18 protein-coding genes are annotated in these 22,144 nt (G+C 65.7%); 10 read left to right on the plus strand and 8 right to left on the minus strand.

All coding sequences use genetic code 11. The features are described from left to right. The first annotated feature begins 44 nt into the window (after positions 1–44). The 4 genes from AB7290_RS35700 (at position 45) to AB7290_RS35715 (ending at position 8,744) form a co-directional block, all read left to right on the plus strand. On the plus strand, positions 45–6,488 hold the full coding sequence (locus AB7290_RS35700) for an amino acid adenylation domain-containing protein (RefSeq protein WP_441254241.1): 6,444 nt from the start codon (positions 45–47) through the stop codon (positions 6,486–6,488). A gap of 142 nt (positions 6,489–6,630) precedes the next feature. Beyond that, on the plus strand, positions 6,631–6,801 hold the full coding sequence (locus AB7290_RS35705; protein WP_014497648.1) for a hypothetical protein: 171 nt from the start codon (positions 6,631–6,633) through the stop codon (positions 6,799–6,801). A 234-nt stretch (positions 6,802–7,035) separates the two neighbouring features. After that, positions 7,036–7,767, plus strand: a complete 732-nt coding sequence (locus AB7290_RS35710) for a 4'-phosphopantetheinyl transferase family protein (RefSeq protein WP_085403246.1) — start codon at positions 7,036–7,038, stop codon at positions 7,765–7,767. Beyond that, positions 7,764–8,744: an LLM class flavin-dependent oxidoreductase gene (locus AB7290_RS35715; protein ID WP_085403245.1), complete on the plus strand. Its 981-nt coding sequence runs from the start codon at positions 7,764–7,766 to the stop codon at positions 8,742–8,744. The genes AB7290_RS35710 and AB7290_RS35715 overlap by 4 nt, the downstream gene beginning before the upstream one ends. On the opposite strand, the gene AB7290_RS35720 is transcribed toward AB7290_RS35715, so the two are convergent. Genes AB7290_RS35720 through AB7290_RS35730 form a run of 3 tightly spaced genes read right to left on the minus strand, consistent with a single transcriptional unit; the run spans position 8,741 to position 11,746 of the window. After that, a complete protein-coding gene (locus AB7290_RS35720; RefSeq protein ID WP_085403244.1) occupies positions 8,741–9,580 on the minus strand; it encodes an ABC transporter ATP-binding protein in 840 nt (279 codons plus the stop codon). The two genes, AB7290_RS35715 and AB7290_RS35720, sit on opposite strands and share 4 nt — an antisense overlap. Next, a complete protein-coding gene (locus AB7290_RS35725) occupies positions 9,577–10,377 on the minus strand; it encodes an ABC transporter permease (protein ID WP_085403243.1) in 801 nt (266 codons plus the stop codon). The genes AB7290_RS35720 and AB7290_RS35725 overlap by 4 nt, the downstream gene beginning before the upstream one ends. A gap of 4 nt (positions 10,378–10,381) precedes the next feature. Continuing rightward, a complete protein-coding gene (locus AB7290_RS35730) occupies positions 10,382–11,746 on the minus strand; it encodes an ABC transporter substrate-binding protein (RefSeq protein ID WP_094184296.1) in 1,365 nt (454 codons plus the stop codon). Between the two features lie 19 nt (positions 11,747–11,765). On the opposite strand from AB7290_RS35730, the gene AB7290_RS35735 reads away from it, so the two are divergent. Together AB7290_RS35735 and AB7290_RS35740 are read left to right on the plus strand one after the other, a co-directional pair. After that, positions 11,766–12,020 (plus strand): hypothetical protein, encoded by a 255-nt coding sequence (locus AB7290_RS35735; protein WP_094184283.1) that lies wholly within the window; start codon positions 11,766–11,768, stop codon positions 12,018–12,020. 87 nt (positions 12,021–12,107) lie between these two features. Next, positions 12,108–12,947 (plus strand): Crp/Fnr family transcriptional regulator, encoded by an 840-nt coding sequence (locus AB7290_RS35740; protein WP_135215550.1) that lies wholly within the window; start codon positions 12,108–12,110, stop codon positions 12,945–12,947. A 156-nt stretch (positions 12,948–13,103) separates the two neighbouring features. On the opposite strand, the gene AB7290_RS35745 is transcribed toward AB7290_RS35740, so the two are convergent. From AB7290_RS35745 to AB7290_RS35755, 3 genes are all read right to left on the minus strand, one after another. Beyond that, positions 13,104–14,129 (minus strand): histone deacetylase family protein, encoded by a 1,026-nt coding sequence (locus AB7290_RS35745; protein ID WP_085403242.1) that lies wholly within the window; start codon positions 14,127–14,129, stop codon positions 13,104–13,106. A 128-nt stretch (positions 14,130–14,257) separates the two neighbouring features. Continuing rightward, complete coding sequence (locus AB7290_RS35750) at positions 14,258–15,199, minus strand: SMP-30/gluconolactonase/LRE family protein (RefSeq protein ID WP_085403241.1); 942 nt, start codon at positions 15,197–15,199, stop codon at positions 14,258–14,260. Beyond that, a complete protein-coding gene (locus AB7290_RS35755; protein ID WP_085403240.1) occupies positions 15,156–17,222 on the minus strand; it encodes a PQQ-dependent sugar dehydrogenase in 2,067 nt (688 codons plus the stop codon). Before AB7290_RS35755 ends, AB7290_RS35750 begins: the two co-directional genes overlap by 44 nt. Before the next feature lie 207 nt (positions 17,223–17,429). Between AB7290_RS35755 and AB7290_RS35760 the strand changes: the two genes are divergently transcribed. Both AB7290_RS35760 and AB7290_RS35765 read left to right on the plus strand, forming a co-directional pair. Continuing rightward, positions 17,430–17,663 carry a DUF6894 family protein gene (locus tag AB7290_RS35760; protein ID WP_014497658.1) on the plus strand — a complete coding sequence of 78 codons (234 nt, stop codon included), beginning with the start codon at positions 17,430–17,432 and terminating at the stop codon, positions 17,661–17,663. Between the two features lie 9 nt (positions 17,664–17,672). After that, positions 17,673–17,849: a hypothetical protein gene (locus tag AB7290_RS35765; RefSeq protein ID WP_201266224.1), complete on the plus strand. Its 177-nt coding sequence runs from the start codon at positions 17,673–17,675 to the stop codon at positions 17,847–17,849. A 136-nt stretch (positions 17,850–17,985) separates the two neighbouring features. Here AB7290_RS35765 and AB7290_RS35770 read toward each other — a convergent pair whose 3' ends face one another. After that, positions 17,986–18,759, minus strand: coding sequence for an enoyl-CoA hydratase-related protein (locus AB7290_RS35770; protein ID WP_028149550.1), 774 nt, complete (start codon positions 18,757–18,759; stop codon positions 17,986–17,988). Positions 18,760–18,878: 119 nt separating this feature from the next. On the opposite strand from AB7290_RS35770, the gene AB7290_RS35775 reads away from it, so the two are divergent. Together AB7290_RS35775 and AB7290_RS35780 are read left to right on the plus strand one after the other, a co-directional pair. Further along, positions 18,879–20,468 (plus strand): gamma-glutamyltransferase family protein, encoded by a 1,590-nt coding sequence (locus AB7290_RS35775; protein ID WP_085403318.1) that lies wholly within the window; start codon positions 18,879–18,881, stop codon positions 20,466–20,468. 91 nt (positions 20,469–20,559) lie between these two features. Next, entirely contained in the window at positions 20,560–20,790 is a 231-nt protein-coding gene (locus AB7290_RS35780) for a hypothetical protein (protein ID WP_041955033.1), read from the plus strand. 56 nt (positions 20,791–20,846) lie between these two features. Here the strand turns inward: AB7290_RS35780 and AB7290_RS35785 are convergent, their stop codons facing one another. After that, the gene (locus AB7290_RS35785) at positions 20,847–22,133 is read right to left on the minus strand and encodes an NAD(P)/FAD-dependent oxidoreductase (protein ID WP_085403239.1); all 1,287 of its coding nucleotides are present in this window, start codon (positions 22,131–22,133) and stop codon (positions 20,847–20,849) included. Positions 22,134–22,144: the final 11 nt, after the last annotated feature.

Raw genomic sequence — 22,144 nt, forward strand, 5'->3', positions numbered from 1 at the left:
CTCCCTAAGTCTTGGGAAGAATAGCTCAATCAGATCAAAAGGGAATGGCATTGTCCCACATTGCATCCGTGGCGGGAGAGGATTCGGACAGCGCAGGCGCCGAAACCAGGACGTTTGCCGATATCGGCGGCCTTCTCGACTTTTATGCGCGCAAGACGCCGTCGGCACCGGCTCTCCTCGCGCCGGGCCGGCCGGCCCTCACCTACGGCAAGCTGGGTGAGTTGGTCCAGCAACTGGTCCGCACCCTGCGGGGGCTCGGCATTGCGCCTGCCGACCGGATCGCCGTTGCGCTGCCGCGCGGCGCCGACAGCGCGCTGGCGCTGATCGCGGTCGCCTCGGCCGGCGCCTGCGTCCCGGTCAATCCCGATCTGACGGCCGACGAGCTGCAACGCTATTTCAGCGAATTGAAGCTGACCGCGCTCGTCACCCGGGCCGACATGAATTCACCAAGTCGTGACGTTGCCAAGGCGCTCGATATCGCGGTGATCGATTTCGTGCCGGGGCCGAACGACAATCTCGGCGGCTGCGCGTTCATCGGCCCGGCAGTCGGGCCCGCCAGCACGAGCGGCGCCTCGCGCGGCGACGATGACGCCTTCATCCTGTTGACGTCGGGCACGGCGGCGCGGCCGAAAATGGTGCCGCTGACGCAGCGCAATGTGTGCCTGTCCGCATACAATGCCGGCCGCGTGCTGTCGCTCGCAGCCCACGATCGCCTGCTCAATGCCCTGCCGCTGTTTCACGCCCATGGTCTGATCTCCGGCCTGCTGACGGCACTTGCCGCGGGCTCCAGCGTGATCTGCACCAACGGTTTCGACGCATTGTCCTTCTTCGGCTGGATGCGGGAGCTGCGACCGACCTGGTACACGGCGGTGCCGACCATCCATCGCGCGCTGCTGACGGCGGCCGAGGCCGACCCGGACCGCGCCCGCTCGTCGTCGCTGCGCGTGATCCGCTCGGCCTCATCCTCGCTCGCGCCCGCGATCCTGAACGGGCTGGAGGCGATGTTCGGCGTTCCCGTGCTCGAGACCTACGGCATGACGGAAGCGGCCTCGCAGATCTCCGCCAATCCGTTCGAGCTGCGCAAGGTCGGATCGGTCGGCCGCGCTGCGGGCCCCGAGATCGCGATCATGGACGGGGCGGGCCGCACGCTTGCGAGCGGCGAGCATGGCGAGATCATGCTGCGCGGGCCGAACATGAGCCGCGGCTATTATAATGACGAGGCCGCGACACGGACCGCCTTCCGCAACGGCTGGTTCCGGACCGGCGACCTCGGCTATCTCGACGCCGACGGCTATCTCTTCATCGTCGGCCGCATCAAGGACGTCATCAACCGCGGCGGGCAGAAGATCTCGCCCCTGGAGGTCGAAGAGGTCCTGCTGAGCCATCCGGCGGTGCTGGAGGCCGGCGTGTTCGCCGTCCCGCACCAGAAGCTCGGCGAAAACGTCGCCGCCGTCGTGGTGCTGCGCCCGAATTCCGAAGCAACTCCGGACCAGCTTCGGCAGTTCGCGCGCAAACGTCTTGCGGCCTACAAGGTGCCGAGCCTGATCCGCGGCGTGGCCGCACTGCCGAAAGGCGCGAGCGGCAAGGTCAAGCGCAACGCGCTGGCCGATCTGATCGCAACCGCGGAGCATGGCGTCGAAGCGCAATTGCCGCGCAACGCGCTGGAGACCCAGCTCGCGGGGATCTGGGCCGGTCTGTTGGAGCTGCCGCAGGTCGGCATCGACCAGGATGTCTTCGCGCTCGGCGCAGACTCGCTCGCGGCGACGCAGATGCGCTCGCGCTTGCGCGAACGCTTCAATGTCGACTTCTCCTTCGAGGATATCTTTGATTGCGCCACGGTCTCAGCGCTTGCGGCCCGGATCGAGACCGCCACAACCCATCGCGAGACGATGGTGCCCGCATGGCGCCAGGCGGCTGCGGCAGACGCGCCGCTGTCGTTCCAGCAGCAGCGGATGTATGTGCTCTCGCGGCTCGATCCGACCCGCTACAATTACAACGTCGTCGAAGTCGCCGTTCTCAAGGGCCTGGTCGACGTCGCCGCGCTTTCTGCGAGCCTCGCCTCGATCTGCGCGCGCCACGAGGCGCTGCGCTCGGTCTTCACCGAACGCGAGGGCGAGCCGGCGCAGCGGGTGCTGCAATCACCTCCGCGATTCGAGCGGATCAAGCTCAAGCCCTGCGCCGCGGACAAGCAGGGCGCAATCATCCGGCGCGAGGCGCTCGTGCTCGCGCAATATCCGTTCGATCTCGCGCGCGAGCCGCCGCTGAAGGTCACCCTGCTGTCGTTCGACAAATCCAGCCACGCGCTGGTGGTCAACGTCCATCACCTCGTCACCGACGGCTGGTCGCAACGGCTGTTCTGGGAGGAGCTTGCCGCCCACTATGCCGCTGCGCGCAAGGCAAGCGCGGTGACGTTGCCCTCGCCCGCCTTCCAGTATCGCGACTTTGCGCTATGGCAGCAGAGCTGGGCTCGGACGCCGGCGGCGAAGGAGCAGCTCGATTACTGGCGGACCCAGCTCGACGGTGTCACCACACTGCCGCTGCGGACCGACCGGCCACGCCCGGAGGTCTGGAGCGGTCACGGCGCCCGTCACTATCTCGAATTCTCCAAGGCACTGTCGGCCGATCTGCGCGCGCTGAGCCAGGACCAGGGCGTCACGCCTTTCATGACGCTGCTCGCGGCTTTCCAGTGCCTGTTGTTCCGCCACACCGGACACGAGGATGTCGCGACGGGATCGCTGATCGCCAACCGCAACCAGATCGAGAGCGAGCGACTGATCGGGCTGTTCGCCAACACCCTGATCCTGCGCAACGATTTCGGCGGCGATCCGGGTTTTGGCGAAATGTTGCGGCGGGTGCGGCAGGTCACGCTGGATGCCTACCGCAACCAGGACCTCCCGATCGAGGAAGTGCTGCGCGCGCTGCAGATCGCGCGCCGGAGCGACGGCAACCCGCTGTTCCGGATCATGTTCATTCTCCAGAACGCCTCGATCGAGGCGGCGCGTTTCCCCGGCCTGTCGACGCGGCGGCTGGAGGTCGACCCGAAAGTCGCGCGCTTCGACATCACGCTCGAACTGGTCGAGGCCGACGGCCGCTTCACGGGCTTCTTCGAATACGCCACCGATCTGTTCGACGCTGCGACCATCGAAGGCATGGCCGCTCAATTCAAGACCCTGCTCAAGGCCGTGATCACCAATCCGGAGCAGCGCATCTCGCGCCTGCCGCTCCTGACGGAGGCCGAACGCCGGCAGTTGCTGGCGAAAGGCCAGGGCGTGGTGGCCAATTTCACCACGCGCGGCAATCTTTGCGAACGCCTCGAGCGCCAGGCGAAGAAGACACCAAACGCGATCGCCGTCTCCGACGGCCGCACCTCCCTGACTTATCGGGAGCTCGCCCGCCGCAGCCAGGCGGCCGCACGCTGGCTCGCGCGCGAAGGTGTTGGCGCCGAGAGCGTTGTCGCCTTGCTTGCAGATCGCGGGCCCGACCTGCTCGCCGCGATGATCGCCGCGCAGCGCGTGGGCGCAGCCTTCCTCAATCTCGATCCCGACCAGCCGCCGGCGCGGCTTGCGACCATCCTCGGATCGAGCTGCGCCCGCATGCTGCTGACCGGGCGCGCCCAGTCGGCCATGGTCGAGGCGCTGCTCGAGCCGCTGGTCGAGCGCATCCATGTCGCCGAGCTCGAGGACGCGATCGCACCCGGATCGACCAGGCCGGCCCGCGCGGCGCGGCGCGCGGCCGCGAGCCTCGCCTATCTCATCTACACATCCGGCTCCTCCGGCGCGCCGAAGGGCGTCATGATCGAGCAGCGCGGGCTGTCGAACCATCTGCCGTCGCTCATTTCCGAGCTCGGCCTTACGGCCAGGGACGTGATCGCCCAGACTGCGCCGCAGAGCTTTGTCATCTCGGTCTGGCAGTTCCTTGCCGGTCCCATGGTCGGCGCGCGCGTCCATGTCTGCGACAACGCAATCGTGCAGGACCCGATCCTGCTCGCGCGGGAGATCGAGCGTGAAGGGATCAGCGTGCTCGAGATCGTCCCGTCGCTACTGCGGGTGATCCTCGACCGCATGGACGACGCGCAAGTCCAGCGCGCCTTTGCGGGATTGAGGCTCCTGATCTCGACCGGCGAGCCGCTGCCGGTCGATCTCTGCCGCAGCTGGTTCGCCCGCTGCCCGAAGGTGTCGCTGATCAACGCCTATGGCGCATCAGAATGTTCCGACGACGTCTCGCTGCATCGCCTGACCAAAGCGCCGGCGGCGGCGACGAGCAACGTCCCGGTCGGCGCGCCGCTGCCCAACACCCAGCTCCATGTGCTCGATCAAAACCTCCAGCCGCTGCCGGTCGGCGTGATCGGAGAGCTTTGCATCGGCGGCGCCGGCGTCGGCCGCGGCTACATCAACGATCCCGCGCAGAGCCGGCAGCGCTTCCTGCCCGATCCGTTCTCGCGCCAGGAAGGCGCGCGGCTGTACCGGACCGGCGACCTCGCACGCCGCCGCGCCGACGGCACCATCGAATGCCTCGGCCGCGCCGACCATCAGGTCAAGGTCCGGGGCTACCGTATCGAGCTCAAGGAGATCGAGAACGCGCTTGCCGACCATCCTGCGGTGCGCGCCGGAATCGTCGAGCCGCGCCGCGAGGCGAGCGGCGATGTCAGGCTGATCGCCCATATCGTCGCAAGGGCCGGCAGCCAGAGCAGCGCCAGCGCGCTGCGCGACTTCCTGAAGAGCCGGTTGCCGGGCCATGCCATCCCGTCCGCATTCCTGTTCCTGGACCAGATACCGCTCAATGCCCATGGCAAGATCGACCGGTCGGCGCTGCTGGCGCCCGCGCAGCAGGACATCTCCCCACCGGACGCCGCCGTGCCGGCGCGGCACTTCACCGAAAAAGTGCTCTCGGACATCTGGGTCGACCTGCTGAAGGTCGAGAGCCTCGGCGTGACCGATAATTTCTTCGATCTCGGCGGCCATTCGCTGCTGGCGGGCCAGGCGATGGCGCGCGTCGCCCGTGCGCTCGGCGTGTCCTTACCGATCAAGACCATCTTCGAGGCTCCGACGATCGAAGAACTCGCCCGGCGGGTTGACGAGGCCGTGGCAGCAAAGCCGCGCAAGCCGGCAACAGGCATGTTGCGGCCTGCTGAAAGCGGGCTCCCAACGCTCTCGATCGCACAGGACCAGATGATGCGGATCGAGCAGAACCTGCCGGGCCTGCCGCTGTTCAACCTGCCCTTTGCCTTCCGCCTCCAGGGCCCGCTCGATCCGACCACCCTCGCGCAGGCGTTCGGCGACATCGTGCGCCGCCACGAATCACTGCGGACCGGGTTCGGCCGGAGCGGCGAAGAGCCCGTCAGCCGCATCGCGACACCCGGTGAACTCGGACCGGCCCTCACGATCGAGGTCATCGGCGACGGACGTCCCCACGACAACAAGCGGCGCAAAGCCCTCGAACTCAGGAAGATCGATCTCCTGATCGAGCAGGAGACCTACGCCCCGTTCGACACTGCGCGGCCGCCGCTGTTGCGGGCGCGGCTGTTGCGGCTCCATGCCGACGATCATGTGCTGCTGCTGACGCTGCATCATGCCATTGCCGACGGCTGGTCGATCGGCGTGCTGTTCGAGGAGCTGTCCAACCGCTATGCGGCGCTGGCCGGACGTCCGTCCGTGCCGCTGCCGAAATTGCCGCTCGCCTTTTCGGACGTCGCCCGCTGGCAGCGCTGGTGGTGCGGCACCGACGCCGCCCGCCGCCAGGCCGCCGACTGGACGGAGAATCTGCGCGGCGCGGCCCCCGTCTTCGACGGCGAAGCAAGCCCCGGCGCGTCCACCGGGCATCACCCCGTCAGCCTCGAGCGCGAGCTGATCGGCCAGCTCACGGCGTTCGCCGGCCGGCATAACAGCACGCTGTTCATGTGCCTTCTCACCGGCCTGAAAGCCCTGTTGCTGGCGCAGAGCGGCCGCAGCGACATTTCGGTCGCCACCGCCATGGCCAATCGCGCCCAGCCGGATACCGACCGGGTCGTCGGTCCGTTCGAGAACACGGTGATCGTCCGTACCCGAATCACGCCGGAGCTGTCGTTCGCGCAAGCCCTGGCCCGGGTACGCCAGAGCGTGCTCGACGCGCATGCGCGCCAGGAGCTGCCGTTCAACATCCTTGCCGACCATCTGGAGCAGGAGGGGATCGAACCGGCCTCGCTGCTGCAGGTCTATTTCACCCTGCAAAATCCGCTGCGCCAGCCGCTCGATCTGGCTGACGTCACGATCGAATCGATCGGCAACGTCGCGCGCGAAGGCCAGCCGGTGCTGCCGATCGACCAGACCTGGCTGTCGCTGATGCTCAAGGAGCGCCCCACCGGAATCACCGGCTCATGCAATTACAAGGGCGAGCTGCTTGATGGCCGCAGGGTCCGTGAGTGGATGGCGAATCTCGTCGCGCTGCTGGATGCGGCCGTCGCCCACCCCAACACGCCGCTCGGCCGATTACTCGCTCGCAGGGCGGCATGACCGGCTGTACGGGACGGGAGAACACAGGTTCACTCGCCAAAGCTGTGAATGACCAAGTTGCATCTTGATTATTTGGCGCCAGCGCGCAAGATTATTCCCTCGATTTGATTTGGACGATTATTTTCAACCGGGGGAGTATGTTATGGGTTTCATCAAATTTACCAAGGGTACCTCGTTGAGCGACAAGGACCGCAAGGCCCTGCAAAAGCTGCTGGGCGCCGAGAAGAAGAAGCTCCAGTCCGCGCTCAAGGATGTCGACGCCAGCCTTTCGATGCTGGGCGGAGCGAAGAAAGCCAAGAAGAAGAAGAAGTAAGGATCGTCGGCCGGGACGCCGCACGAATCCTCAGGCTTCATTTTCCGGATATGGGCCGCTCGCTTGTCGAGTTGGGGTCTCGCACAAGCTTGCGCCTGTAAACCGGCCTGCAAATCGACAAGAAATTGCCCGGGTGGACCGTTAGAAGCGGTCCGCTCAGTTGATTCTTGCTCAGTTGATTCTTCCGTCAGGGTCCGGAGACTTGGCCTCCGCCTGACGCCATGGGCCTTATTGATGGCAGACGACAGAATTGAACTGTTTGTCGGACTGATCGAGACCATTGACGCTCCGGGCGCAGTCGATGCGTGCCGGCGCCTGCTCTCGGTCGACGAACGGATCCGCGCCGATCGCTTCATGTTCGAGCGGCATCGGCGGCAGTATATCTTCGCGCACGCGATGCTGCGCCTGGCGCTGTCGCAGGCCGCGCCGGACGTCGCACCCACCGATTGGTCCTTCGGGGCCGGTCGCTACGGGCGGCCGTTTGTCGCGGCGCCCGCGACCTCGACCGCGCTGCATTTCAGCCTGTCCCATGCCGATGGCTGCGTTGCCTGCGTCGTGTCCGGGCATGAGACCGTCGGCGTCGACGTCGAAACCGTGTCACGGCGTGTCGCGCCCCTGTCCACTGCGCTTCGCTTCTTTGCGCCGGAGGAGGTCGAAACGTTGCGCGGACTGCCGGAGCCCGCCGCGATCGAGCGCTTTTTCGACTATTGGACGCTCAAGGAGGCCTATCTGAAGGCAAGGGGGTTTGGGCTCAATCTGCCGCTCGACGCTTTCGCGATGCAGGTGTCCCGGGAGGCCATCGAGATCAGCTTCAAGCCCGATATCGCCGACGATCCGCATGCATGGCGCTTCTCGCTGTGCTCGCCGTCGCCCTCGCATCGCCTCGCGATCGCCGACGGCTCCCGCGCGGACGGCGGCCTTCCCATCACCCGCAATTCCTGGCCGTTCCAGGAAGCGGCTGAATGACGCCCCCGCGGCTGCGCGTCTTTCCCGCGATCTCGCGCAACCGCGATCCCAAGAAATATGTCGGCGAGCTGATGCGGGTGGCACAGTTCGCCGACCGTAACGGCTTCGAAGGCATCCTGCTGTTCGAAGGCAACGACGTGTTCGTCGAGCCCTGGGCGATGGCCCAACACATCATGGGTGAGACCGCGCGAAGCTCGCCGCTGATCGCGGTCAATCCGGTCTACATGCACCCGTTCACCGCGGCAAAATTCGTCTCGTCCTTTGCGCAGCTCCACGGCCGCAAGGTCTATCTCAACATGATCACGGGGACCGCGGTCAGCGATTTGCAGGGGCTGGGCGACGAGCAGTCGCATGCCGACCGCTACGTCCGGCTCGGCGAATTCGTCGCGCTGATGCGCCAATTGCTGGAAAGCCCTCGCCCGGTGAATTTCGAGGGCCGGTTCTACCGCGCGAGCAATCTGCAACTTCGCCCGCGCCTGCCGGCGGAGCTGATGCCGGAATTCCTGGTCGCGGGCCAGTCGGAGGCCGCGCAGCGCGTGGCGAAGGAGACCGGCTGCATCAAGATGCAGATGCTGCCGCCCGATCTCGATCGCGGCCTCGATGCGCCCGGAATGAACTTTGGCATCTTCGCCCGCGAGGGACGCGACGAGGCACGGCAGGCGGCAACGGCGCGTTTCCGTGACAATGCCGATGACCGCGAGCTGCTCGCGCTCACCGTGGAGAACAGCGATTCCGTGTGGAAGCGGCGGCTGTATGAAGGCCAGAGCGGCGAGCTCGCTGACAATGGCTACTGGCTGCTGCCGTACCTCACCTTCCAGGCCGACTGCCCCTATCTCGTCGGCAACTACATCGAGATCGGCGCAAAGCTGAAGGATTTTGCGGCGAAGGGCCTGACCACGATCATGCTCGACATGGTCGCCGACGAGGCCGAGATGCAGCACGTCCGCAAGGCGCTCGCGGCGAGCGGGATGTTCTAGGACGTCACGCCGAGCGGACTGAGCCGTGCCAACGGCTCGCTGCCCTCCGGCCGTCGCAAAAGCTGCATGACATGACGCTTCAGGCGTACGAACTCGGGTTCGGTCACGAGATCGTGGCTGCGTGGCCGCGCGAAAGGCAGCACGACATCCTCGATCACCCGGCCGGGTCTTGCGCTCATCACGACGATACGATCGGCGAGGAACAATGCCTCGTCGATGTCGTGGGTGACGAAGACGGTTGTGGTCGGGATCTTGCTCCAGATGTCGAGCAGGACCTCCTGCATCATGCCGCGCGTCTGCGCGTCGAGCGCGCTGAAGGGCTCGTCCATCAGCAGCACCCGCGGCTGGTTGATCAGGACCCTCGCAATTTCCACGCGCTGCTGCATACCGCCCGACAATTGCGTCGGATAGAACGCCTCGAAGCCGGAAAGGCCGACCAGCTTCAGGATCGCGTCGGCGGCGCGGTCGCGCTCCCTCCTCGCGAGACCCCGCATCTTCGGGCCGAAGGCGACATTGTCACGCACCCGCTTCCAGGGAAACAGCGTGTGCTGCTGAAACACCATGCCCCGGTCCGGGCTCGGACTCTGGACCTGCTGGCCGTCGACCGTGAGACGTCCAGCCGTGATCGGCAAATGCCCGGCCAGCGCGCCGAGCAGCGTGGATTTGCCGCAGCCGGAGGGACCGAGGACGCAGACGAGCTCGCCCGGCGCAATCGCGACATCGAGACCGCTGACCGCTTCGAATGCATCACCGCCCGCTCCGAGCGAGATCGAGACATCGGCGAAGTCGATCCGACCGACGCTCTTCGTGCCGATATCCGCGACCCGAATGTTCATCGCGCCACCTTCGGGCTCCGCCAGGGCATCAGAAGCCGCCCGGCCGTCGTCAGCAGCCAGCTGGATCCCATGCCGAGCAGACCGATGATCAGCATGCCGACGATGATGTCGGCGTAGTTCTGGAGCGTGTAGGCTTCCCAGGTGTAATAGCCGATGCCGAACTGGCCTGAGATCATCTCCGCGGTGACGAGGCAGAACCACGAGGTGCCCATGCCGATTGCAAGCCCGGTGACGATGCTGGGCGCGGCGTCCGGCAGCACGACCTCCCTCAGGATCGCCAACTCCCCCGCGCCGAGGCTGCGGGCGGAGGCAACCAGCCGGCGGTCGACATTCGCGACACCGTGGACGGTGTTCAGCACGATCGGAAACAAGGCACCGATGAAGGTGATGTAGATCATCGAGAGTTCGGACGACGGAAAGATCAGGATCGACAGCGGTATCCATGCCACCGCCGGTATCGGCCGCAGCAATTCCAGCGGCGGCAGCAAAAGATCGCTCGCGGCGCGTGACCGGCCGATGGCAAAACCAAGGATCACGCCGATCACGACCGCCGCCCCGTAGCCCGCGAACACCCGCCAGAGGCTACTGGTGATATGTGCCGTCAATTTCGGCGAACGAAACAGGGCGAGCGCGGATTGAACGACCTCGACCGGCGGCGGCACGTTGCGGAAGGTCACGATCCCCAGATTGAGATGCGTGGTCGAAGCGACCTGCCAAAGGGCAATGCAGGCCAGGATCGAAAGGCCGCGGACCATCCAGCGGATGCCCGCAGGCCGCGCCTTGATAGCGGTGGCCATCGCCTCACCGGCTCGCGACGAGGGACTCGCGCGCGGCCGCGAAGTCGAGCACCGCGCCACCGTTCTTCTTCGACCAGCCCTCGGCCGCCTGCTTGAGCAGGAACGCGCTCAGCTCGCCCTTGGATGACCGCACGAACCAGGCCTGGTTTGCGAACAGCTTGATGCCGCTCTCGCGATCCTGAGCGTAGACGACGCGGATGGTCTTGCCGTCCTTCTCGAGGCCGGCGAGCGCCTTCAGCGCGTTCTCGGGCGAGGCATAGTGGCGTACATGAGCCTCGTCCTTGACCCAGATCTGCGCGACGCGGCTGTAGTCGTTGATCTCGGCGCCCGTCGCAGCGTCCTTGGCGCGAAGCGGAAGCTGCGCATAGTTCTTCAGTTCGGAGTCGTAATCGCGCCCCGCCTGCGCCGCCGCGATACGGATGAACTTGTCGGTGACGAACTGGTTGATATCGAGATCGCTGTCCGCGCGCTTGAGCAGCTTCAGCGTCTTGATCGAGGTTGCGACCGCCTGGCGGTACTCCGGCTTCCAGGTCACATCGCGGGTCTGGAGACCGAGCGGTCCGTGAAAGAGGTAATCGACCTCCGCCTCGATGCCGGTCACCTTCGCGATCAGCTCGCTGTACTTCTCCGGCTCTTCAGCGATCAGGCGATCCGCTTCCAGCGCTGCGCGCAGATAGGCGACGACGATCTCGGGATATTTCTCGGCGTATTCCGCGTCGACCAACCCACCGTGGAATGTCGGGGCATTGGCCTGCGCGCCGTCAAAGATCTTGCGCGCGAAGCCGCGCCACGGAAACAGTTCGGCGAACGGAACGAAGTCGGCATGCGCCTCGACCTTGCCTGCCTGCAAGGCCGGCCCCGCAACCTCCGGCGCCTGCGTGATGATGTTGACGTCGGTCTCGGGATTCCAGCCCTTGGCCTCGATCGCGCGGAGCAGCATGCCGTGCGAGGTCGAGGCGAAGGGAACCGAGATGGTCTTGCCTTTGAGCTCATCGAGCGATTGCACCGGCGAGCTCGACGGCACCACGATGCCGTTGCCGCTGCCCTTGGTGCTGCCGGACAGCACGCTGATGAAGAGGCTGCGGCGTCCGGCCTTCTGGAACGCCACGCCGTTCAGCGAGCCCGGAAAGTCAGCCATCGCGCCGAAATCGAGCTTGCCTGCGACCATCTCGTTGGTGAGCGGCGCGCCGCTCGTAAAATTCTTCCACTGGATGTCGTAGGTGACATCCTTGTACTTGCCATCATGGGGCAAAAATTTCTCAAGCAGCTTGAGCTCGCGGATGAGCAGTCCGCCGGTCGCGCAATTGATCGTCGTGTCCTGCGTCCCGACCGCCACACGGATCGTCTCCGCCTGGGCCGGCGCGAACATCGCAACGGTGATGGCCACAATGGCCACACTGAATCTCAAAGAGCTGAATTCGATCATCGAACTGTCCTCGGGAGGCCGGGCGCGTGCCGGCGACAACGCTGGCCGGCACTATCGAAGGCGCGGCGCAACGCTTGAAGCAATTACTTGCATCGCTGTCGCAGGACGTTCGCGCCATGATTCCGTCGCGCAACGACGCAAAGGATTTTCTCAGGACGGAGCCATGGACAGAGGAATCATTCCACTGCCGATCGCCGCGCGTATCAAGCTTTGCTAAGTGATTTGGAACGATCGCAAAGAGATGGACATCGCACCATCGCCGCACTTACCTATTCGCAGGCCCCTGGAGAGCTGACGGATTGCGATGACCATACTCAAGGAAGCTGCCGCGATCGAGCCTGCCGCTTTCGCCGACCGGCCTCATGCAGGCGTTCCGTTCGACTGGATCGACCACAAGAAGACGCGGCGGGTCCGCAGCACACGTGCAAGGCCCGCAAGCTCGGCGCTGTTCATGAGCGAGACGATCGACGGGCTGAATGCCGGCGCGCATTTCCTCGACCGTTTGTCCGCGTCGGAGCAGGCGCGCGTGCACGCGGCCGGCCGCATCATCTCGGTGCCGCAGGGCGAAATGGTATTCAGCCAGGGCGATGGCCACGACGGCATCTTCATCATCCGCCGCGGACAGGTGCGGGTCTATTACACCGCGCCGTCGGGACGCGAGATCACGCTCGCCTATTGGACGCCGGGACATTTCATCGGAGGCCCCGAGATATCCGGCGGTGGCATTCACATGTGGTCGGGCATCGCCATCGAGGCCTGCGAGATCACGACACTCTCCGGGCCGGCGCTCGAGAAGCTGTTGACCGGCATGCCGAGCTTCGCGCTGGCGCTGATCGACGGCCTCATCGCCAAGGGCAAATGCTACTCCTCGATGGCGCAGATCCTCGGCACGCGCTCGGTGATCGAGCGGCTGGCGCAGTTCCTGCTCACGCTGTCGGAGTTGCACGGCACGGCCGACGGCGACACCATCATCATCAACCGCAAGATCACCCATGACCAGATCGCGGCCATGGTGGGCTCGACCCGGCAATGGGTGACGATGATGCTGAAGCGTTTCCAGAACCGCCGCATCATCGCCATCGACGGCAGCACCATCCAGATCAGGCGGATCGACCTGCTGGAGCAGATCCTTTTCAAGGACTGAGGTTCGCCTCTCCAGCGCCAGCGCTTTGGGCGTTGAAGCACCCTCAGCGTCATGGCCGGGCTTGTCCCGGCCATCCACGTCTCACCCCTCGGCGCAAAGAACGTGGATGCCCGGGACAAGCCCGGGCATGACGACCTACGCGGGGAGAGGTGAAGCTCACCGCGCCTCTTCGAATCCCGCCAGCACCGAGGTCAGGTTCGCGCCCAGAATATCCGAGAGATAGCCGCCCTCCTGCACGAACACGGTCGGCAGGCCCATCTTCGCGATCGCCTGGCCGATGCGGCGGAAGCCCGGCGTGGTGACGGCGAGGCCCTTCAGTGGATCATGCTCGGAGGCATCTAAGCCGAGTGCGATGACGAGGGCGCCGGGGGCAAAGGATTCGATCGCCCTGCGCGCGACATCCATCGCCTGGATGTAGCCGTCGTCGCCGGTGCCGATGGCCAGGGGGACGTTGAGATTGGCGCCGAGGCCGGGTCCTTCGCCGCGCTCATGCGCGTAGCCCCACACATAAGGATAGTACGCGATGGGGTCGGCGTGGATCGACACCGTGTAGACGTCAGGGCGTGCGTAGAAGATTCCTTGCGTACCGTTGCCGTGGTGGACGTCGACGTCCAGGATCACGACGCGCTCGTGCTTCAGACGCAGATGCGCCGCGGCGATCGCGCTGTTATTGAGGAAACAGAAGCCGCCGGCCATGTCGCGGTAGGCGTGATGGCCGGGCGGACGGCAGAGTGCATAGGTCGCATCCTCGCCGTCCATCACCATCTGCGCTGCCGTGACCGCAACATCGGTGGCAGCGCAGGCCGCGGCCCAGGTGCCGGGACCGATCGGCGCCGCGGTATCGGCGGTGTGCCAGCCAAGCTTGCCGACGATGTGGGTCGGATAGGTCGCGGCATGGCGCACGGGATGGATGTTGCCGATCATCTCCGGGCCGGAATCGCCGAGCGCGGTCCAGGCGTCCCAGGCTTCGCTGAGGAACGACAGATATTCCGGGCTGTGAATCCGCGCACGCGGCCCCTGTCCGAATGTCGTCGGTTCGACCAGTTGATGCTTGCCGTCCTTCAACCCCTTGAGCAGGCGATCGGCGCGCTCGGGCTGCTCTGTGGTGCGCTTGACGACACCGCGAACCAGGAAGAATTGCGGATCGTGGCTGCGATGCAGTTCGGTATGGACGGCTTTCACTCAAACACTCCGTGGTCGCGTTGACGGTGCCCACAGATGTCTAAATGCCTGCGGCGGCCAGATGCAAGCAAGAAGAATGCCGCCGCTTTGGTGCTGCTCTGCGCCGGAGGCAGACCGCCCGTGATGCTCTAGCAGCGCCCGCGCTGGAGGCAGTGCTCGCGGCCCTGCTGGTCGGTGCGGAAGGACTCGACGAAGCCGCCCTGACGCTGGGTGACGAAGACGGTCTTGCCGTCGCTGCCGCCGAAGGCGAGATTGGTCGGCTCCTTGCCCTTCAGCGCAATCTCCCGCTCGACAGCACCATTGGGCTTCATCAGCGCGATGGTGCCCTTGAGGATGCGCGCGACATAGAGACGGCCGGCGACGTCGGTGCGCAGGCCGTCGACGGTGTCGGGCTGGAAGGCTTTGACGAGTTTTGCGCCGGTGAGCTCGTTACCGCGGACGGTGTAGGACCAGATTTCGCCGCTGCTGGATTCCCCGACATAGAGCGTCTTGCCGTCAGGGCTGAGGTCGATGCCGTTGGTGGTGCCCATCGCGCGCGGCGCGGGCATCACCTGCCCCTGCACCGTGCCGTCCGCAGATTTGGCGATGCGCCAGATGTGGCCTTCCCTGCCCTTCCAGTTCGGATCGCTCGCATAGATCGTGCCGTCGCGCGCGACCGTGATGTCGTTGGGCTGGTTCATCTCGTCGGAATGAAACCAGACGACGGGCTCGCTCGCGCCCTTCGGGACAGCGAAGATGTTGTGCTTCTTGTAGTCGGCAATGAACATGGTGCCGTCACGCGCAAAGCGGATGGCGTTGCCGACGCTGCCCGCGGGCAGTGCCGTAAACTGCTCCGAAGCCGCGCCGCCCACCGGCAGCTTGCCGATGGTGCCGGGCTTGCCAAAGTTGACCACGAAGAGATTGCCGTCGAGATCGGCCGCCGGCCCTTCGATGCCGAAGGTGTATTCGCCCGACGGCGTCACCTGCACGCTTTCGAACAGCTTTGTTTCAGCATGGGCCGGCGATGCCGCGATGACGAGAAGGAGGCTACTGCACAGGCACCAGAAATTCCTGCCGAATGTAATAGCCATCGTCGTCGCTGCACTCGCCATTCAGATAGGGATCGGCAGGCCGGAAGAATCGGCTGAAGCCGGGTTTGTCTACAGCGCTCCTTTGTGTCACGACAACGACCTTGGCGGCCGGTATTTCGCCGCATTCCTTATTGGTCTTGCCAAAGAACTTGCGCTGCGGCGGGCCGGACTTGATCTGCATCCGCGTGCCCGGAACCATTTTCGCAACCAGCAGGTCCGCGGTATCGAGCACGCGCGTGTAGCCAGGTTCGGTCCTGGGCAGGCTTTCGCCGCCCGGCGGCATCAGCTTTTCGGCGCCGATACCGCGCAGCCGCGTGCGCAGCTTGCCGGAGCCTGGATCGCCCGGATAGATCCAGCCGTCCTGCGACAGCATGAAGCGTAGCACCGTCGCGTCCTTTTCCGCATCCGATTGCCCTGCCTTCAGGCCGAAATCCGAATGGCAGCCGACGCAGTGCTTTTCGACGAGCCCCTTACGCAGCGTGGTGAGCCGGATGCTGTTCTGCGCGTCTTTTGCGACGAAGGCGGCAAGCTGATCGATCAGCGCCTGGCTGCGCATGTCGCAAGGCAACGGCGGCGGATCGCCAGCAGCGCGATCGATGCGGATTACCGTCTGGTTCTTGTCCTCGACCAGCCAGATTGCGCCGTCCTCCGCGACCGTCATGCCGACGGGCGCTCCTTGCGGCCGCGCGCCGTTGACGCGGTGCCAGCCTGCGATCAGCTCGTCGAACGGCGCGGCGGCGACGTCGCCGGCGTCGGTCTGAAAGCTGTGGGTCGGATCTGCCGCGCAACTGACGTGGTAACGCACCGGCGCCGGGGCGGGCTTCGGGAAGCCATGGTCGTCGACGTCATAGACGAGGACGCGGCTGCCGGTCGGGCGATAGCCGTGCAGGCCGACCAGCAGCTTGCCTTCCAGTTCCGGGAATTTCGCGCCGTGATAATAGAGCATCGCGAGCGGCGCGCCGTGCGGCGGCATCAGCGAGAACGGCGCCTTGTAGAGCGCATTGGCCGTGCAGAGCGATTTGTAGACCCCGGATTGCAGCACGAGCTTGAATTCGGGGCTCGGCGTCGACAGGTCGTAGCAATAGGGCCAGCCATAGTGCCTGCCCTGCTCGATCGCGTTGATCTCCTCGTTCGGCTTGAAGATGTCGGGCAGGTCGCGCCCGTTCTCGCCTTGCAGGAAGGCGTAGCCGGCATCGGGAAAATTCGGATGCAGCGCCAGCGCCATCGAATTGCGCAGGCCGCGCGCGTAGACGGTGTGCGGCGGGTCGGGATCGGCCGGCTTCAGCGCCGGGAAGGTGCCGCCCGCGGGCGGTGTGAACAGCCAGATCGAGGCCATCGCGGACGCGCCCTCGGCCGCCGCGCATGGCCTTGTGATCGGCGCCGGCGTGATGCAGTCGTCGCTGTGCGAGCCGACATTGACGAACAGCCGCCCGTTCCTGTCAAAGACGAACTGCTTGAGCGGATGCGCGCTCTCGTCGAGCCTGGTGCCGTCGGGCAATGTGATCCGGCGGCCGGGCATGTGCCGGATGATGGTCTCGACCGTGCTGCGGGGATTGTCGGCGAGCGGATCGAACCGGAAGATCGTCTCCGCGGTCGAGGCGTACAACTTCTTGTCCGGGCCAATGACGAGGCCGAACGGATATTCGATGGCGGTCAGCAACTCCTTGAACCGCTGCCCCTGGGGCGCGCGGGGATCGAGCAGCAGCAGCCGTCCATCGGTGTGGCCCCAGCCGCCCATGTCGGCGACCACGAACAGGTCACGGCCCGGCACCTGCATGATCGAGCGCGGAAATTTCAGGCGATCCTCTTCGCTGGCGACGAGGCCGGCGCAGAATCCCGCCTTCATGTCGATCTGGATTCTGGGAAAGGCGAGATCGCCGCTGCCACAGGTTTCCGTGCCGATCGCGTAGCCGCTTTTCCTCACCGGCTCGGAGGAGGCTCCCGGGGCAAGACCGAACAGCGCTCCGGCGACGATCGCCGCAAGCAGGCTTCGGCGTTCATGCCAGAATGTGAGCTGGTTCACGGCGGTCCCCCGGACTTTCGGTCCAAAGTTGTTCCATGCCATGGGAACGCCGTCCAGTTGATCATCACCCCCCTGTGATCAAACCCGCTCGGGCCTTCGCAGCGACCAATCTCCGTAGATTCCCTTACCGGGCTCGCCCCGAATGTTTCGCAAAGGCCTCGGGTGGTATCGATTTGCCATCCCAGTCGCTCCCGACAGGAGACGCATATGGTCCAGGTCTATTTTCACTGCTCCAACACCGAAGGCACGCTGATCGATCGCAGCGGCACCGCGGTGGCCAGCCTGACCGAGGCGCGTGACCGTGCGGCCCAGATCATGCACTCGATGATCTACACCCCGGGTGCCGAAGACTGGCGCGACTGGGTGATCCATGTCAGCGGCTCCGACGGCGAGGAGATCTTCGACCTTCCCTTCACCGCCATGCTCGGCAAGCCGCATTGAGGTGATGTCGTGCTGTTCGCTTCATTAACCCTGCTCTGCCAGCCCCTCAACCTCGTCGCCACCAAGTGGCAGAAGCTGGTGCGGATCGCAGGCAACCCCTACCGCCCCGAGCTGCACTACATGCGCGGGCCTGGCCCGAAATGGCACGCCAAATATCGGGCCAGCCGGCTGGATCGCAGGCTCTGAGCGCCGCGGCTCTTTTCCTGCTAACGATCTCTCGTCATGCCCGGGCTCGTCCCGGGCATCCACGTCTTGGCCACCACGAAAGAACGTGGATGGCCGGGACAGGCCCGGCCATGACGACCAGCGAGCACAGGTCACTTCACTTCCCCGTAAACTTCGCCTTGCGCTTCTCGACGAAGGCGGTGCGGCCTTCGATGGCGTCGGCGCTCTTGCGGATCGTGGCCTGAACCTCGATCTCGCGGCGGAACTGCGCCTCGTAAGCCGCATGCTCGCTCTCCTCGACAAGCGCACGCGTTGCGACCAAAGCGCGCGTCGGGCCGTCCGCCAGACGGCGCGCCAGGGCCAGCGCCTCGTCCATCAGCTTCGCATCGTCGACGACCTGCCGCACCAAGCCGATCTCCTGCGCGCGTTCGGCCGTCAGGGGCTCGTTCAGCAACATCAGCTCGAGCGCGCGCTGCCGGCCGACCAGCCGCGGCAGCAGCCAGGTCGAACCGAGGTCAGGCACCAGGGCGATCCGGCTGAACACCTGGATGAAGCTCGCCGACCGCGCCGCAACAATCATGTCGCCGGCCATCGCAAGGCTGAAGCCGCCGCCGGCCGCGACGCCGTTGACGGCGACCACGACAGGCACGCGGCATTCGCGCAACGCCTTGAACGCCGGCCAGTAGAACCGCATCACGCCGGCGGCGATGTCCTCGCCCAGCGCTTCCGATGCCTTCAAATTCTGTCCTGAGCAAAATCCGCGCCCCGCGCCGGTGAGGATCAGTGCGCGAATGCCCTCATCCCCAGTCATCTCGGCGACGGCGGCAGCGAGCGCGCCGAGCAGGTCCGGCGTCATCGCGTTCAGACTCGCCGGCTCGTCGAGCGTCAAGATCCCAACCGCGCCATCCCGCGCCTGTTTCACACCTGCCATGCCGCTTCTCCCTTTGGATTTTCTCGTTGGCGGCAATGTGCCATCCTTCGCGCGCCCCGCCAATGCTGCAGCTTCCGCGTGAAGCCAGAACAACCGAATCCAGAGATCAAGACGACATCATGCCTCATCAGTTCAGCCTCGCCCAAGCCGTCCGCAAACCCGCCGTCACATCCAAGGGCGGCATTGTCGCTTCGCAATCGCGGCGGGCGGCCGAAGTGGGCGCGCAAGTGCTGGCGGCAGGGGGCGACTGCGTGGACGCGATCGTCGCGACCACCTTTGCGCTGAACGTGCTGGAGCCCTGGAACAGCGGCATCGGCGGCGGCGGCGCGATGGTGTTGTACCGTGCCAAGGAAAATCGCACCGAGGTGATCGACTACGGCATGTGCGCGCCACAGAGCCTGCGCACCACCGACTACCCGCTCAGCGGCGAAGGCGCGGCCTCCGATCTGTTTCCGTGGCCGCGGGTCAAGGACGATCGCAACATCCACGGCCCCGGCTCGGTCGCCGTGCCCGGCGTCGTCGCCGGCATGGAGGAGGCGCATCGCCGCTACGCCAAGATGCCGTGGAAAGACCTGGTCGCACCGGCTGCCGCGCTCGCCGGCGAAGGCCTGCTGGTCGATTGGTGGACCACGCTGACGATCGCGGCATCGGCAGCCGATCTCAGGCGCTATCCCGCGAGCGCGGCCGCGTTCCTGAAGGATGGCCTGCCGCCGAGCGCGCCGTGGGGCATCAAGTCCGAGACGCGGCTGCCACTGGCCACGTTGAAGGCGACGTTGTCACACCTCGCCGCTGCCGGTCCGCGCGATTTCTACCAGGGCGACCTCGCCAAAAGCATCGCATCCGACATCAAGGCCGACGGCGGCTCGCTGTCGGTGGAGGATCTCGCCGCGTTTCGCGCCCATCTGCGCGAGCCGCTGGCGATCCCCTATCGCGACGGCAAGGTGTATGCGACGCCGGAGCTCACGGCCGGACCGACAATGGCGCATGCGCTGCGGCTGTTGCAGCAGAGTCTGAAGCCGGGAAGCGCACCCGACGCGACCACCTACAGCGAATATGCGCTCGCCTTGCAAGCGGCCTTCCGCGAGCGGCTCAAGGACATGGGCGATGCCGACGGCAAGCGCTCGCTCGGCGCCGAATATCTGGCGCCCGCCTGCACAACGCATTTCTCCGTGGTCGACCGCCACGGCAATATCGCAGCGGTCACACAGACCCTGCTCTCATCCTTCGGCTCGAAATACGTGACGCCGCACACCGGCATCGCCATGAACAACGGCATCATGTGGTTCGACCCGACGCCGGGCACCACCAACTCGCTCGCACCAGGCAAGCGCTGCCTCTGCAACTACACGCCCGTCATCGCCGAAACGAAGGACGGCAAGCGTCTCGCGGTCGGCGCCTCCGGCGGCCGCCGCATCCTGCCGTCGGTGATGCAGCTCGTGTCCTTTGCGATGGATTTCGGCATGGACCTCGATACAGCCATCCACCAGCCGCGGATCGACGCCAGCGAAGGCGCGGTCGTGATCGGCGACATCAGACTGCCGGCGGACGTACGCAAGACACTTGCCGCACGCTTCGATTATGAAGAGACGCAAGTGCAGGCCGTGCCGCAGAAGTTCGCCTGCCCCAGCGTGGTGATGCGCGAGGGCGATACGAATTCGGGCGCGGTCGAGATCTTCCAGCCCTGGGCCGACGCTGTCGCCGAATCCTGAGCGTCACGACTCCTCCGCATTTGCACGCGACACCGCGATCGATGTTCGTTCGTCGAACGGACAGATGCGTGCCTAACAGGAGAGATTTCGGATGAAGAAACTTGCGCTCGCCGCAACACTGATCATCGCGGCCGGCTTCACCATGCCAAACGCCGCATTCGCCAGGGGCGGCCACGGACATGGTCATGGCCATGGTCACGGCCATCATGGCGGATACCATGGACATCGCCATGCCACTCCTCCCGGATGGCATCACGGGCGCAAGGTCGGCTGGCGCGGCAGGGGCTGCCCGCCCGGCCTGTGGAAACAGGGCCGCTGCTGACGCCCTATCTGCAAGTCATGCAAGGCGTCGCTCCTGACGGGGCGGCGCCTTCTTCTTCAAACGCCCAGCCGATCCCGCACCCGGCCCGCGATCACAGCAGTCGTAACCCCCAAGGGCCAGAACGCGTGCATCGGGATCGGCTTGATGCCTGTGACCGGCATGTCGATCTCGGCCTTGGCACCGCCGATCAGCCGGCGCGCGAGCTGCGCGCCCATCGCGGTCGAGAGCGCGACGCCGCGGCCGTTGCAACCGAGCGAGATCAGGACGCTCTCCGTCGGCTCGTGCACATGGGGATAATGATCCTTGGTGATGGCGAGCCGGCTGTTCCAGCCGTGCGTCCAGGCGGCGCCCTTGAGCTGCGGCCATAGCCGCTCGGCATAACGCATGAGATAGGCGACGTCGTTGGGCGACTTGATCCAGCGCATCGGGCCGCGGCCGCCCATCAGCAGGCGGTTGTGCTGATCGATGCGGTAATAGACCGTGATGTGGCCGCTCTCGTAGAGCACCGGCCGTGTCGGCATGATCGAGCGGGCGACCGCGTCGGAGAGCGGCGCGGTGGCGGCAATCGAGGAGAATACCGGCACGATGGTACGGCGGAGCGCCGGCCAGAGATCGTCGGTGAAGCCGTTGGTGGCGAGCAGGACCTTGTCGGCATGCACCACCGCGTGCGGCGTCTCGATGCGCCAGCGCGCGCCGTCGCGACGGAGCGACAGCGCCGGCGTCTCGCCATGGACCTTCGCGCCCGCGGAGATCGCAGCGCGCGCAAGACCGCGGGCGTAGCTGAGCGGATGGAGATCACCGCCGCGCGTGTCCAGCATCGCGCCGATGTAGCGGTCCGTGCCGGTCATCTCGCGCAACTGCTCGCGGTTCAGATATTGCACCGGCATGCCGCGGCGGATGCATTGCTCCGCCGTCTTCTCGATCGCGGCGGCGCTGGCCTCGTTGTAGGCCGCGCGCAGCGTGCCATTCTGCCGCGCTTCGCAAGGGATCTGGTAGCGGCGGATCAGGTCGTGCGTGAAATTGGTCGTGCCGTAGGAGAAGTCGATCATGCGGCGGCCGAGCTCGGCGCCGAAATCGGCCTCGATCTGATCGGGGTCGTGCTTCAGGCCTGGATTGGTGTGGCCGCCATTGTTACCCGACGCGCCCCAGCCCGGCTCCTGCGCCTCGAGCACCAGAGCCTCGACACCTTGCTCCGCCAGATGCAAAGCCGTGGACAGCCCGGTGTAGCCGCCACCGACGATAGCAACGGAGACGGTCTTGTCGACATCGAGCGGCGGCGTGGCAACCGGCGCGACGGCGGTGTCGGCATAGAGCGAGGGCGGCAGAGGCAGGCGCGTCGTCATGACAAGGACCG

The organism is Bradyrhizobium sp. 613_E4_N2_2 (assembly GCF_052075995.1).
GTDB lineage: Bacteria > Pseudomonadota > Alphaproteobacteria > Rhizobiales > Xanthobacteraceae > Bradyrhizobium > Bradyrhizobium barranii.

Coding starts and splice junctions, on each gene's coding strand:
- AB7290_RS35700 (WP_441254241.1), top strand. CDS start 45: ATGGCATTGTCCCACATTGCATCCGTGGCGGGAGAGGATTCGGACAGC.
- AB7290_RS35705 (WP_014497648.1), top strand. CDS start 6,631: ATGGGTTTCATCAAATTTACCAAGGGTACCTCGTTGAGCGACAAGGAC.
- AB7290_RS35710 (WP_085403246.1), top strand. CDS start 7,036: ATGGCAGACGACAGAATTGAACTGTTTGTCGGACTGATCGAGACCATT.
- AB7290_RS35715 (WP_085403245.1), top strand. CDS start 7,764: ATGACGCCCCCGCGGCTGCGCGTCTTTCCCGCGATCTCGCGCAACCGC.
- AB7290_RS35720 (WP_085403244.1), bottom strand. CDS start 9,580: ATGAACATTCGGGTCGCGGATATCGGCACGAAGAGCGTCGGTCGGATC.
- AB7290_RS35725 (WP_085403243.1), bottom strand. CDS start 10,377: ATGGCCACCGCTATCAAGGCGCGGCCTGCGGGCATCCGCTGGATGGTC.
- AB7290_RS35730 (WP_094184296.1), bottom strand. CDS start 11,746: ATGTTCGCGCCGGCCCAGGCGGAGACGATCCGTGTGGCGGTCGGGACG.
- AB7290_RS35735 (WP_094184283.1), top strand. CDS start 11,766: ATGGCCACACTGAATCTCAAAGAGCTGAATTCGATCATCGAACTGTCC.
- AB7290_RS35740 (WP_135215550.1), top strand. CDS start 12,108: ATGACCATACTCAAGGAAGCTGCCGCGATCGAGCCTGCCGCTTTCGCC.
- AB7290_RS35750 (WP_085403241.1), bottom strand. CDS start 15,199: ATGGCTATTACATTCGGCAGGAATTTCTGGTGCCTGTGCAGTAGCCTC.
- AB7290_RS35760 (WP_014497658.1), top strand. CDS start 17,430: ATGGTCCAGGTCTATTTTCACTGCTCCAACACCGAAGGCACGCTGATC.
- AB7290_RS35770 (WP_028149550.1), bottom strand. CDS start 18,759: ATGGCAGGTGTGAAACAGGCGCGGGATGGCGCGGTTGGGATCTTGACG.
- AB7290_RS35775 (WP_085403318.1), top strand. CDS start 18,879: ATGCCTCATCAGTTCAGCCTCGCCCAAGCCGTCCGCAAACCCGCCGTC.
- AB7290_RS35780 (WP_041955033.1), top strand. CDS start 20,560: ATGAAGAAACTTGCGCTCGCCGCAACACTGATCATCGCGGCCGGCTTC.
- AB7290_RS35785 (WP_085403239.1), bottom strand. CDS start 22,133: ATGACGACGCGCCTGCCTCTGCCGCCCTCGCTCTATGCCGACACCGCC.